Here is a 12,186-nt window from a genome sequence, read left to right on the forward strand (position 1 = left end):
CATCATCGATTTCCAGTCTGCTGGCTGAGGCTTCGAGTCCACTCCAGTTCCTTCGTATAACGCTTGCTTCTAGTTATTCATAATCCGAGCTATTTGCTCCAGAACCCGGCTGCGCCTAGGTTAGCGCCTAGCCGAGCTTCAAGCTTTGCGTAAAAGAACAACAACAAGAGAGGCGAATAATGCCTGTGATAACCATCGGTATGGTGGGAATCGGCCAGCTTGGCCTTCCTATCGCAACCAACCTGCTTGCGGCCGGATTTCGCGTTGTCGGTTACCGACGTCGAGATCGCGAGGCCTTCATCCGTCAGGGTGGCATCGCGCTCGAAAGCCCAGCCGCCGTAGCGGCGCAATCAAACTTCATCCTCACTTGCCTGCCCAGCGAAGTGGCCCACATGGAAATCATGGAGGGGCCTGATGGTCTGCTTCAGTCCATAGGGCCGCAGCACACGCTCATCGAAATCGGTACCTACCACAAAGCCTTCAAGCAACGCATGGCTCAGCGCATCGAACAACGTGGTGCGCGGGTACTGGAAGCGGAGGTCAGTGGTACTCCATCCATGGTTTCCCAGCGCAAGGCTTCTTTGTTTCTGGGCGGTGGCCCTGAGTTGGTGGAGCACTGCAAACCAGTGCTTGATGCAATCGCCGACATCCAGTTCCACATCGGTGAGTTCGGGTGCGCAGTCGCGATGAAATTGATCGCCAACTATCTCGTGACCATTCACACCCTAGCCGCAGCCGAGGCGCTAAATCTTGGCGTCAAAGCGGGGTTCAGCGCACAGCAGGTGGTTGAGGTGATTCGCCAAAGCGCGGGTGGCTCAACGATGTTCAGCGCAAGAGCACCGATGATGGCTGATCGTTCTTTCCTGCCGGCGCCAGGACCTTTTGCCACACTGGAAAAGTACATCGACATGGCCAGTGAACTGTCCGAGGAATTCGGTAGCGCCGCGCCTTTGTTCAATGCCGCCAAGCCCTACTTTCTAAGGGCTATCGAAGAAGGCATCGGTGAAGAAGATATCTCGGCAGTGATCAAGTTGATCGAAGCCGACTCCAAGGCCGAGTCCCAGGCACCTTCCAAAAAAGAGAAAACAACATGCTGATTGAACAACGTACCTATCAACTCAAGCCTGGCGCCCTGCACGAATTCCTGCGTGCTTACGAGGAGGAGGGGCTACCACTTCAGGGCGAGGCACTGGGCAACTTGATCGGTTATTTCAAGCCGGAAACGGGGGACATCAACCGAGTCATTCAGTTGTGGGGATATTCCAGCTTCGAGGACCGTGCCCAACGTCGCGCGGCGCTGTCCAGCGATCCAAGATGGCGTACGTTCCTTGGTAAGAACGGTCATCTGGTGGTTGCCCAGCAGGTTGAACTGTTGAGCGCCGCGCCCTTTTCCCCTATTCGTTAAGAAGGAGCATCCAAGATGATTCGTTCTCTACAACACGTAGGCGTGACAGTCCCAGATCTGGAAGTGGGTCGTTCTTTCTACGAAGCTGTCGGGCTCGAAGCCCGCATGGCAGGTGAGCATTTGGTGTTGCGCTGCAAAGGCCGCGCCCAGGATCAAGTGCGACTGATGCCCGGCACCACAAAGCGCCTTAGCTATGTCTCGTTTGGTACCGATATTGAGGGCCTGCAGACTATTCGAGAAAGCCTCAGCTACCACGGTGTGGTCATCCATCCGGCACCGTTTGATATCGGGCAAGACGGATTGTGGTTTCGTGATCCATCCGGCGATTGGGTTCATGTCACCGACGCAGATTCCATGCCGGTAGCTCCTTTGTCCACGCCAGAGTTGAACACCCCGGGCCGTTACCGCCGCATCGGTCAGCGCGGGTGCACACCAGCCTCGAAGTTGCGTCGAGTGACGCCGTTACGCTTGGGCCACTTGATCAAATTCACCCCCGATGTGGACCGTTCCATTGATTTCTATACCCGGGTGCTAGGGATGAAAGTCTCTGATCGCGCAGGGGACAAGATCGCCTTTCTGCGTTGTGGCTGTGGCGGCGATCACCACGTAATGGGCCTGGCTAAGAGCAGCCATAGCGGTCTGCATCATCTCAGTTTTGAGGTGATGGGTATTGATGAGATCGAATTGGGCGCTCAACACCTGATGAGCCTGGGCTACGAAAGCGCTTTTGGCCTTGGACGACATGTGGCCGGTTCCAATTACTTTCATTACATCCGCGACCCTTGGGACAGCATGGTCGAATACTTCTGGGACATCGATGTCATTCCCGAAGATGACAGCGAATGGCTGGCTATCGACGGGGCACCACCAGACCTGATCGCCGTGTGGGCAACCAATCCACCTCCTGAAGCCTTCATTCAGAATTTCGAGGCGGCGCGTGATGAGTGATAGCTCTACGACCAAGGAACTGCTGGCAGGGATGTTGAACAAGCCACTGTTCGTGGTCATGCGTACGCCACGGGACCTGACCCGCGTACCAGAGCTGCTGGACGCCCACTTGAAGTGGGCGATTCTGGCGCAGCAACGCGGCGAGTTGTTCGCTTCCGGGCCCTTTGTCTCGGATCAAACCCTTCCCGGTGAGCTGGGGGGTATGAGCATTTTGCGTGCGGCGGATCATGCCGAAGCTCTGCGCATTGTCCAGTCAGATCCCTTTATCGCCCACGGCGTTTATGACGTAGATGTACGCAAGTGGCTGCTCATGGAAGGCGGCCTCACGCTCCACGTCAGCTTTTCCAACCAACGCTTTTCGCTCCTGTGATGGTGACCCCATGAAGTATCAGCTTTTCACCTATCGGACGGATGTCCAGTCAAACGCTACCGGCCTGCTGGTTGGCGAATACGCCTATGATCTTGGTCAGCTTGTGGCCAGGACCGGCCTTGAGTTACCGGCAGCTTCCGTCGATGCATTGCTCGAGTGCTGGGAAGCGTCCAATCCGCAGCTGCAAAAGCTTGCAATGGCAGTGTTTGAAGCGCCAGCGCAGTATGAGTCGCAGCGGCTTGATCTTGCCACGTTGCACTTTGCTCCGTTTCTGGAACGTCCAGGCACGATCTATTGCGCGGGCGCAAACTATCGAGACCATGTCGAAGCCATGGCTCGTGCGTTCAACATGAAACTGTCGCTGGATCCGCGCAGCGAGGGCATTGCTCCCTGGCATTTCATCAAGCCCGGCCGCGGCAGTCTGGTCGCACACAAGCAAGCGGTAGACTTTCCGACAGGGGTCCGCATGCTCGATTGGGAAGCCGAGTTGGCGGTGGTGATCGGTAAACGAGCGTCGCGTGTCTCCATTGAAGAGGCGCTCGATTATGTGGCGGGTTACACCTGCGCCAATGACCTGTCCGCGCGTGATCGACTGCGTCGCGAGCAAGTCGACCCCAGCTCGCCGTTTCGCTTCGACTGGATTGGCCACAAATGCTTCACGGGTTCTTGCCCGCTGGGCCCGTACCTGACGCCGGCACAATTTGTCAAAGATCCCGAGAACCTGGATATCAAGCTGTCGAGGAATGGTGTGTGGGTACAGGATTCCAATACCCGCAACCATATGTACGGCATTGCAGAGCAGATTTCCTATCTGAGCCAGACCATCGATCTGTTTCCCGGTGATGTTCTGTTGACGGGAACACCGGCGGGCGTGGGCATGGAAAGCCACACATTCCTGGACCGCGGCGATGTATTGAAAGTCTGCATCGAAGGGCTCGGCGAGCTGGAAACCACTATTCGGTAACACCTTGCTGAAGGCCGGGCAATCAATGCCCGGCCGTTGAATAACTCAACTGTTTGCAGCGTCCTGACAAATGACGGTGCGTATCGCTGCGCCTGAAATTTGCCTGTCGTTTTTAAGTAACGCTAGGGCTGAAAGTTTCAAAAAAAAATTCTCCTCCGCAATACAAAAATAAAAATGGAACATGAGATGAACACACTAAAATCAAAAAACCATCGCGCGCCAAACGCTTGGATCAGTACTCTCTGTATAGGTCTTTTTTTCGTTCCGCTTGCCCAGGCAACAGAAGGCGGCGGCACCTCATACCCACTGGGTGTGAATACGGTCCTCGCGGGAAAGATGCCACCACCAGGCTTTACCGAGTTTTTCTACTTGTCCGACTACAGCGCGAATAAAACTCTGGATGGTGATGGCAATCAAAAGCAAGGTATTCACAACTTTGACCTTGATGTTCAAGCACTGTCGATGCGAGTGGATTACGTCTACCAAGATTACTCGATTTTGGGTGCCAAGCTGGCCAGTCGCATTGCCTTGCCCTTGGTCAAGGGCGACGTCAAGTTCGATGTCGATACACCTGCTGGTCGAGTTCATCGCAGCGATCACCAAGAAGGCGTCGGCGATTTGACGGTAACTCCATTTGTATTGGGGTGGAGCTCTCCACGGTACAGCCAATTATTCGCGCTGGATATATTTGCGCCCATCGGGTCCTATGACAAGGACCGCCTTTTCAATCCAGGTCGAAACTACTGGGCTTACGGGCCATGGTACTCGTTTACCGCCTATCCATTGGAGAAACTGGAGGTCAGCGCCAAGCTCATTTATATGTTCAATGGTGAGAACTCCGCTACCCACTATCGCTCCGGCCGTGAGTTCAACGCCGACTACAACATTGGCTACAACATCACTCCCGAATGGCAAGTGGGCGTGAACGGCTATGCGTATAAGCAGCTCAGCGATGATGAGAAGAATGGTCAGACGTACCTGGATGGTAACCGTGGTCGGGTCGTTGCAATCGGCCCCTCGATCAAATACCAAACCCCGGCAATCGGGTTTGTCATGAAAGTGCAGCACGAAATGCTGGTCGAGAACCGTGCCGAAGGTAATAAATTCTGGCTGCAGGCCGTTTACCGATTCTGAACTTTGCCTCTTTCCAGGGCCGCCATAAACAACATGGCGGCCCGCGGAACGAACATCACTGTCCAATAATTAAAAGCAGGTGAAATCGTGACTGGAATATCCAAGTGGCATGTACTGATCGGCGGATTCATCGCCTACCTTTTTGATGCGATGGAGATCATTCTGCTAACGCTCGCTCTGCCGGTTATCCGCCAGGACCTGGGTTTCAGCCTCCATGAGGTGGGTGCGCTGGCTAGCGCTACATTGCTGGGTATTGGTGTGAGCGGCGTTGCCACAGGTTGGTACTCCGACAACTTCGGTCGGCGCAAGGCATTGATTGCATCGCTGGCGATCTTCGGCGCACTGACCTGTTTCTTTGCATTCGCTCATGATCTCTACGTAATGGCGGGCCTGAGGTTTGTCTCTGGTCTTGGCCTTGGCGGGGTATGGACGATCCTCTCAGCTTATATCGTAGAAACGTGGCCGCCCAAGCAACGCGCTAGAGCCATATCCTTCGTGATCAGTGCCTTCCCAGTTGGCGCCATCGTGGCTGCGCTGGCTGCAAAGTTCATGCTGCCGGAATGGCGTTTGATGTTTTTCGTGTCCGGTGCCTCGGTGATACTGCCGATCATTTATGTATTTTTTCTGATTCCGGAATCGCCGGCCTGGGAGGCTCAGCGCAATACACAGGGCACTACTGCGCAGCGGATATCGGTCAGGGAGATTTTTTCGCCTGAACTACTTCGTTACACCCTGCTGGGGTCTCTTGCAGCCAGCTTTGCGTTGCTTGGTTCCTGGGGCGTCAGCACGTGGCTGCCCACCTACCTGATACAGGACCGTGGCTTGAATCTGGCGTCGATGACCAGCTTTATGGCGGTACTCCATCTCGGGAATTTCTTTGGCCTGAACGTATTCGGCTTCATCGCCGATCGCATTGGCAAGCGGCTTACGATTGTTATATCGCTGTTGCTGACATCCATGATGGCGCTGGTCTATGTCTATACCACCCAGACCCAATCGCTGATCTGGATAGGGGCGGGGTACGCATTTTTCATGGTGTTCGCTGGGTTGTTCGGTTCTTACTTCAGCGAGATGTACCCCATCCGGGTGCGAACGCTTGGAGCGGGCTTCTGTTTCAATGCGGGTCGCGGACTGGCGGCTTTCGCACCCGTGCTGCTCAGTGGCATTGCCAGCTTCTATAGCCTGGCAGCGGGATTGATCGTCTGCGCCGGCTTCTACGTCATTTCCGCATTGTTTGTGTTCTCCATGCCAAGGAGTAAAACAGTGAATGAGGTCAGTACGCAGGCAGGCGCTTCAGACATTGCCAAGGAGGCAATCGGGTGACCTGATTTGTTGGTGAAAATGCCTCGTATCTGTAGATACGGGGCATTTTTTTTACCCCGAAAAACTGGATGTAGAGGGTGATACACGTATAAATAAATCAGATACCGCAAATAACTAATATTTGCTTCTTTTATTTATTGGCCAGCGGGAAGATGGTTCCCAGACAACAATAAATAAGAGGACATGCCTCATGATTAACCTGCATGACATTCGGTACATACGGCTTGGCACCGCGAATCTGGACGAGGCACGTCGCTACGCCACACAGGTTCTCGGCTTGCAGATCGCGAGAGAAGCCAATGGAGCGGTGTACTTCCGATCGGACAGCCGAGACCATACGCTTTGCTATTACGAGGGCGATCCGCAAGAAACCACAACAGCGTTCGAAGTCAGAACAGCGCAGGACCTGGAAGACGCAGCGGTCTTGCTGGAGCGTAATGAATTCAACGTACAGCATGGCTCACGTGCAGACGCTGAAGTGCGCTATGTCGACGACTTCATTCGCTTCAAAGATCCCAGCGGCAACAACATCGAGCTGGTCTTGCGTCCCCAGGCAAGCGGGCGACGCTATTTCCCGAGTCGCGATGCAGGCATCACCGGTTTCAGCCATATTGGCTTGCGCACCATGAATGCCCGGCGTGACGAACTGTTCTGGACTCAGCTGGCAAACGCCAGGGTCAGTGACCGAATTGGCGAGGCGCCGCTGCTGCGTATCGACGAGATCCATCACAAGATCGCCTTGTTCCCTTCCTCCCATCCCGGCGTGCAACACATCAACCACCAGGTGGAAACCGTCGATGACTTGATGCGCGCCTACTACTTCCTGGTTGAACGGGGCATTCGGATTCTCTTTGGTCCGGGACGCCACCCTACCTCGGGCGCGATGTTCCTCTATTTCGAGGGACCTGACGGCATGACCTACGAATACTCGACAGGGGTCAGCCTGATCTCTCCAGAGAATGATGCAACCCACCAGCCTCGGCAGTTTCCGGCGGAGGGTGCGGGATTCTGCGCCTGGGGTGCGAAGCCTGACATTCCGGAATTCAAATCGTGAGTCGCTTGCCAATACCCGGCCGCGAGGAGCAGTCGCAGGTGCGCGTGGCGGCGCGCGCTTTGGCCCGTGCGGGTCTGGTGCATGCCTACGGGCACTGCAGCCTGCGTCTGGATGACGAGCACTTTCTGGTCTGCGCCGCGCAACCGATGGGTTTGATCCAGCCGGGCGAGCCAGGAATCGTGGTACCGGTCAAAGGTGAGTTGCCCGACGGCGTGCTGGGTGAGGTTCGTATCCACCAGCAAATATATCGTCGGCGCCCAGACGTCCACGCAGTGATCCGAAGCATGCCTGCCCAGGTCATGACCCTGTCATGCGCAAGGCTCACACCTCAACCGCGCCATGGCATGGGCAGCTACTTTCAGCAGCCAATCCCGCTGTGGGACGACCCGCAACTGCTGCGCAGCGACGAGCAAGCCAGCGCCTTGGCCAATCAATTAGGGCAGGGGAATGCGCTGGTCATGCGTGGCAACGGCGCCATCGTCGTTGGCGCGTCACTGATCGAAGCGTTGACGCTGACCTGGTATCTGGAAGACGCCGCGCGGATTGAGTTGCAACTGCACAGCGCAGGTCTTGCCACCCAAGGGCCGGTACTCGACCCACAGGCCTGCGCGCGACGGGCTGTCACCAGCGGCCGAATTTACGAACGTATGTGGGAATACCTGACGGCGGGTGATCCCGAAGCCAGCGCTCCAGCCAACTAGAAAAGAAGGAACACCTTATGCCTGCTAAAGAATTCCGCCATTTCATCAATGGTGAATGGGTGAGTAGCACCCGTACCTTCGAAAACCGCAACCCGGCCGATAACAGCCTGATCGGCTTGGTGCACGAGGCCGGCAAAGCTGAGGTAGACGCCGCCGTGCGAGCTGCGCAAGCTGCATTGAAAGGCCCTTGGGGCAGCATGACTGTCGCCCAGCGAACGGCCCTGTTGCACAAAGTGGCGGAGGGCATCGAACGTCGCCATGAAGAGTTTGTGGCTGCGGAAGTGGCCGACACCGGAAAACCCCGCGCACTCGCCGGGCACTTGGACATTCCCCGTGGCGCGGCCAACTTCAAGGTGTTCGCCGACCTGATCAAGAATGTGCCGACTGAAAGCTTCGTGATGGACACCCCTGACGGTGGCAAGGCGGTGAACTACAGCGTGCGAGCACCACGTGGCGTCATCGCTGTTGTTTGTCCCTGGAATCTGCCGCTGTTGCTGATGACCTGGAAGGTTGGGCCGGCCCTGGCCTGTGGCAATACTGTGGTGGTCAAACCTTCGGAAGAGACCCCAGCCACGGCCACGCTGCTCGCCGAAGTCATGAATGAAGCAGGCGTGCCACCGGGTGTGTACAACGTGGTACATGGTTTTGGCGGTGACTCGGCCGGTGCCTTCCTCACCGCTCACCCAGAGGTCAATGGTGTCACCTTCACCGGTGAAACCGGCACGGGCGAGATCATCATGAAGGCCGCAGCCAAGGGTATCCGCCCGGTATCGCTGGAACTGGGCGGTAAGAACGCCGGCATCGTTTTCGCCGATGCGGACCTGGAAAAAGCCGTCAAAGGATTGGGACGCGCCGTGTTCGAGAACAGTGGTCAGGTTTGCCTGGGGACCGAGCGCATCTACGTGCAACGTCCGCTGTTCGAGCGTTTTGTCGCAGCGTTCAAGGCCCACGCCGAAGGCATCAAAGTTGGTGACCCGAACCAACACGACAGCACCATGGGACCGGTGATCTCACTCGGTCACCGCGAAAAAATTCTCTCTTATTGCCGTCAGGCAGTCGCCGACGGTGCCACGGTGGTCCACGGCGGTGGCATCGCCCAGGTACCGGAGCACTTGGCCGAAGGGGCTTGGTTCGAGCCGACGATCTGGACCGACCTCTCGGAAACTTCGGCCGTGGTGCGCGAGGAAATTTTCGGTCCGGTTTGCCACATCGCCCCCTTTGATACCGAAGAAGAAGTCGTCCGCCTGGCTAACGACACACCCTATGGCCTGGCTGCCAGTGTGTGGACTAGCAACCTGCAGGTCGCCCATCGTCTGGGCAGTGCACTGGACGTGGGTGTTTGCTGGATTAACTCGTGGTTTCTGCGCGACCTGCGTACCGCTTTCGGCGGTGCCAAGCAGTCGGGTATCGGCCGTGAGGGGGGCGTGCATTCGCTTGAATTCTACACCGAACTGCGCAACGTCTGCGTGCGGCTGTAAGGAGCCATTCATGAATAAACAAGAGATCCACGTACTCGGCCAGCAACTACACCAGGCCCTCAGCAACGGCCAGGCTTTGGCGCCGCTGACCGACACCTACCCGGACATGACCCTGGAGCAGGCCTATGAGGTACAGCTGGCGATGGTCCAGCGACGCCTTGATGACGGCCAGCGGGTCATCGGAAAAAAGATCGGCGTCACGAGCAAAGTAGTGATGGACATGCTCGGCGTCGATCAGCCGGACTTCGGTCATCTGCTCTCGGACATGCTCTATGCCGACGGCGCCGCCATCGCCATCGACGGTTTGATCGCACCCAAGGCCGAAGGCGAAATCGCGTTCGTGCTCAAGGAAGACCTGCATGGCCCCGGTATCACCGTGGCTGATGTTTTACGGGCCACTGACTATGTGATGCCGTGCTTCGAGATCGTCGATTCGCGCATCCGTGACTGGAAGATCCGCATCCAGGACACCGTCGCCGACAACGCCTCCGCCGGGGCTTTCGTCCTGGGCGGGCAGGGCGTGTCCCCGCGTGACGTTGACCTGGCCTGTGTCGGCATGACCCTGGAAAAGAACGGTGAAGTGGTTGCCACCGGCGCCGGTGCTGCGGCCCTCGGCCATCCGGCGAATGCCGTGGCCTGGCTGGCTAACAAGCTCGGTGAACTTGGCATTGGCCTGAATAAGGGCGAAGTCATTCTCTCTGGTTCACTGGCAGCCATGGTACTGGTCAAGGCCGGTGATCAATTGCGCATCAGCCTGGGCGGCATCGGCTCGGCTTCTGTTCGTTTCGTTTGAAGGAAACCTTTATGAATCTCTCTGCAAGCACTATCGCCCAACTGGCCGAACACCTGGAAAACGCCGAGCTCAACCGTGAGGCGGTGGCCAAGATTACCGACGCCCACCCGGACATGGACTGGGAAGACGCCTACGCCATTCAGGACACCATTCGCCAACGCAAAGAGTCACGCGGTGTACGTATCGCCGGCCTGAAAATGGGCCTGACGTCTTTCGCAAAAATGAAGCAAATGGGGGTCACTGACCCGATCCACGGCTTCCTTACGGACTACGGCTCTTGCCTGGACGGCGCGGCTATCGATGTTGACGGGTTGATCCATCCCAAGGTCGAAGCAGAAATCGCCTTTGTCCTCAAGCATCCGCTCAAGGGACCGGGCGTGCATGTTGGCGATGTATTGGCGGCCACCGATTTTATTTTGCCGGCAGTCGAAGTGATCGACTCGCGCTACGAGAACTTCCGCTTCGATCTCAAGAGCGTCATTGCCGACAACACGTCTTCGGCACGTTTTGTCACCGGCGGACAAATGAGCGGCGTGCAGGGCATTGACCTTAAATGCCTGGGTGTGGTGCTGGAGAAGAACGGCGAAGTAGTCGCCACCGGTGCCGGCGCCGCGGTGCTCGGGCACCCGGCGCAGAGCGTCGCCATGCTGGCCAACATGCTCGGTGCCAAGGGGCGTGAACTACCGGCGGGCTGCTTCATCATGACCGGCGGCATCACCGAGGCCATTGCCGTTGCTGCCGGGGACAACATCACCGTCCGCTACCAGCATTTGGGCAGCGTCTCCATGCGCTTCACTTCGTCCAGCCAGCGTTGATCCGGAGCTATCGACCATGCCTATCGCAATGATCCACCTCGCCGAAGGACGCAGTGAAGAGAAGAAGCATGCGCTGTTGGTCAATGTCACCCAGGCCATCGCGCAAAGCCTCGATGTGCCCGTAGATAGCGTCCGTGTGCTGCTTCAAGAGATTCCCGAAACCCAGTGGGCTGCGGGTGGCAAGACCCTTGCCGAACGCCGGCGTGGTAACGCCTGATCCCAGGCTGTGTGCAACGACAGGACACAATAACAATGAGCAATCCAATAAGCGTCGCCATCATCGGCTCGGGCAACATCGGCACTGACCTGATGATCAAGATTTTGCGTCACGGCAAGCACCTGAAAATGGCCGCCATGGTCGGCATCGACCCGACCTCTGATGGTTTGGCCCGCGCTCAACGCATGGGTGTGGCGGTGACCCATGAAGGGGTTGAAGGCCTGACCCGCATGGACGTATTCAAGGACATCGATTTCGTCTTCGATGCCACCTCGGCCGGCGCCCACGTGAAAAACGATGCCTTCCTGCGCTCGATCAAACCCGGCATCCGTCTGATCGACCTGACACCTGCAGCCATCGGCCCGTATTGCGTGCCGGTGGTCAATCTGGAACAGAATCTCGGCCAACTCAACGTCAACATGGTTACCTGCGGTGGCCAGGCGACCATCCCCATGGTCGCAGCGGTATCACGTGTGGCCAAGGTGCACTATGCCGAAATTGTCGCCTCGATCGCCAGCAAGTCCGCGGGTCCTGGCACTCGTGCCAACATCGACGAATTCACCGAAACCACCTCCAAGGCTATCGAAGCGATCGGCGGCGCATCCAAGGGCAAGGCGATCATCGTGATGAACCCGGCCGAACCGCCGCTGATGATGCGTGACACGGTGTTTGTGCTGTCCGAAGCCGCTGATCAGACACTGGTCGAGGCCTCCATCGAAGAGATGGCGGCCGCCGTACAGGCCTATGTGCCGGGCTATCGCCTCAAGCAAAAAGTCCAGTTCGACGTCATCCCTGAAGACGCACCACTGAACATACCGGGTCTTGGTAAGTTCTCCGGCCTCAAGACCTCAGTGTTCCTTGAAGTCGAAGGCGCCGCCCACTACCTGCCAGCCTATGCCGGCAACCTCGACATCATGACTTCCGCTGCCTTGGCCACCGCCGAGCGCATGGCGCAGTCGATGCTCAACGCCTGAGGAGACCGTC

The 12,186-nt window shown here is 57.2% G+C and carries 14 protein-coding genes; all 14 read left to right on the top strand.

Features of this window, described 5'->3' with window-relative positions; genetic code table 11:
- The first annotated feature begins 179 nt into the window (after window positions 1-179).
- The gene (locus AC07UI_RS05850; RefSeq protein ID WP_494991593.1) at window positions 180-1,097 is read left to right on the top strand and encodes an NAD(P)-dependent oxidoreductase; all 918 of its coding nucleotides are present in this window, start codon (window positions 180-182) and stop codon (window positions 1,095-1,097) included.
- Entirely contained in the window at window positions 1,091-1,405 is a 315-nt protein-coding gene (locus AC07UI_RS05855) for an NIPSNAP family protein (protein ID WP_494991594.1), read from the top strand. Before AC07UI_RS05850 ends, AC07UI_RS05855 begins: the two co-directional genes overlap by 7 nt.
- Window positions 1,406-1,420: 15 nt before the next feature.
- Entirely contained in the window at window positions 1,421-2,353 is a 933-nt protein-coding gene (locus tag AC07UI_RS05860) for a VOC family protein (RefSeq protein WP_494991595.1), read from the top strand.
- Window positions 2,346-2,723 carry a YciI family protein gene (locus AC07UI_RS05865; protein ID WP_008001969.1) on the top strand — a complete coding sequence of 126 codons (378 nt, stop codon included), beginning with the start codon at window positions 2,346-2,348 and terminating at the stop codon, window positions 2,721-2,723. The genes AC07UI_RS05860 and AC07UI_RS05865 overlap by 8 nt, the downstream gene beginning before the upstream one ends.
- A gap of 10 nt (window positions 2,724-2,733) precedes the next feature.
- Entirely contained in the window at window positions 2,734-3,687 is a 954-nt protein-coding gene (locus AC07UI_RS05870; RefSeq protein ID WP_007987871.1) for a fumarylacetoacetate hydrolase family protein, read from the top strand.
- Window positions 3,688-3,873: 186 nt separating this feature from the next.
- Window positions 3,874-4,821, top strand: a complete 948-nt coding sequence (locus AC07UI_RS05875; RefSeq protein ID WP_007987872.1) for a SphA family protein — start codon at window positions 3,874-3,876, stop codon at window positions 4,819-4,821.
- Window positions 4,822-4,908: 87 nt separating this feature from the next.
- Window positions 4,909-6,144 (top strand): MFS transporter, encoded by a 1,236-nt coding sequence (locus AC07UI_RS05880; RefSeq protein WP_494991596.1) that lies wholly within the window; start codon window positions 4,909-4,911, stop codon window positions 6,142-6,144.
- A 190-nt stretch (window positions 6,145-6,334) separates the two neighbouring features.
- A complete protein-coding gene (locus AC07UI_RS05885) occupies window positions 6,335-7,198 on the top strand; it encodes a VOC family protein (RefSeq protein WP_008018101.1) in 864 nt (287 codons plus the stop codon).
- Window positions 7,195-7,899: a class II aldolase/adducin family protein gene (locus tag AC07UI_RS05890; RefSeq protein WP_494991597.1), complete on the top strand. Its 705-nt coding sequence runs from the start codon at window positions 7,195-7,197 to the stop codon at window positions 7,897-7,899. Before AC07UI_RS05885 ends, AC07UI_RS05890 begins: the two co-directional genes overlap by 4 nt.
- 17 nt (window positions 7,900-7,916) lie before the next feature.
- A complete protein-coding gene (locus tag AC07UI_RS05895) occupies window positions 7,917-9,377 on the top strand; it encodes a 2-hydroxymuconic semialdehyde dehydrogenase (protein ID WP_494991598.1) in 1,461 nt (486 codons plus the stop codon).
- Window positions 9,378-9,387: 10 nt separating this feature from the next.
- Entirely contained in the window at window positions 9,388-10,170 is a 783-nt protein-coding gene (gene dmpE, locus AC07UI_RS05900) for a 2-oxopent-4-enoate hydratase (RefSeq protein WP_494991599.1), read from the top strand.
- A gap of 11 nt (window positions 10,171-10,181) precedes the next feature.
- Complete coding sequence (gene dmpH / locus AC07UI_RS05905; RefSeq protein ID WP_007987885.1) at window positions 10,182-10,985, top strand: 2-oxo-3-hexenedioate decarboxylase; 804 nt, start codon at window positions 10,182-10,184, stop codon at window positions 10,983-10,985.
- A gap of 16 nt (window positions 10,986-11,001) precedes the next feature.
- Complete coding sequence (locus tag AC07UI_RS05910) at window positions 11,002-11,202, top strand: 2-hydroxymuconate tautomerase family protein (protein ID WP_008055305.1); 201 nt, start codon at window positions 11,002-11,004, stop codon at window positions 11,200-11,202.
- A 35-nt stretch (window positions 11,203-11,237) separates the two neighbouring features.
- Window positions 11,238-12,176, top strand: coding sequence for an acetaldehyde dehydrogenase (acetylating) (locus AC07UI_RS05915; protein ID WP_494991600.1), 939 nt, complete (start codon window positions 11,238-11,240; stop codon window positions 12,174-12,176).
- Window positions 12,177-12,186: the final 10 nt, after the last annotated feature.

The organism is Pseudomonas sp. GW821-FHT04C07, assembly GCF_059420325.1.

Bases quoted from the DNA above. Each gene is read 5' to 3' on its own strand.
- dmpH (WP_007987885.1), top strand. From the start codon at position 10,182: ATGAATCTCTCTGCAAGCACTATCGCCCAACTGGCCGAACACCTGGAA.
- AC07UI_RS05875 (WP_007987872.1), top strand. From the start codon at position 3,874: ATGAACACACTAAAATCAAAAAACCATCGCGCGCCAAACGCTTGGATC.
- AC07UI_RS05915 (WP_494991600.1), top strand. From the start codon at position 11,238: ATGAGCAATCCAATAAGCGTCGCCATCATCGGCTCGGGCAACATCGGC.
- dmpE (WP_494991599.1), top strand. From the start codon at position 9,388: ATGAATAAACAAGAGATCCACGTACTCGGCCAGCAACTACACCAGGCC.
- AC07UI_RS05855 (WP_494991594.1), top strand. From the start codon at position 1,091: ATGCTGATTGAACAACGTACCTATCAACTCAAGCCTGGCGCCCTGCAC.
- AC07UI_RS05895 (WP_494991598.1), top strand. From the start codon at position 7,917: ATGCCTGCTAAAGAATTCCGCCATTTCATCAATGGTGAATGGGTGAGT.
- AC07UI_RS05860 (WP_494991595.1), top strand. From the start codon at position 1,421: ATGATTCGTTCTCTACAACACGTAGGCGTGACAGTCCCAGATCTGGAA.
- AC07UI_RS05910 (WP_008055305.1), top strand. From the start codon at position 11,002: ATGCCTATCGCAATGATCCACCTCGCCGAAGGACGCAGTGAAGAGAAG.
- AC07UI_RS05870 (WP_007987871.1), top strand. From the start codon at position 2,734: ATGAAGTATCAGCTTTTCACCTATCGGACGGATGTCCAGTCAAACGCT.
- AC07UI_RS05865 (WP_008001969.1), top strand. From the start codon at position 2,346: ATGAGTGATAGCTCTACGACCAAGGAACTGCTGGCAGGGATGTTGAAC.
- AC07UI_RS05885 (WP_008018101.1), top strand. From the start codon at position 6,335: ATGATTAACCTGCATGACATTCGGTACATACGGCTTGGCACCGCGAAT.
- AC07UI_RS05850 (WP_494991593.1), top strand. From the start codon at position 180: ATGCCTGTGATAACCATCGGTATGGTGGGAATCGGCCAGCTTGGCCTT.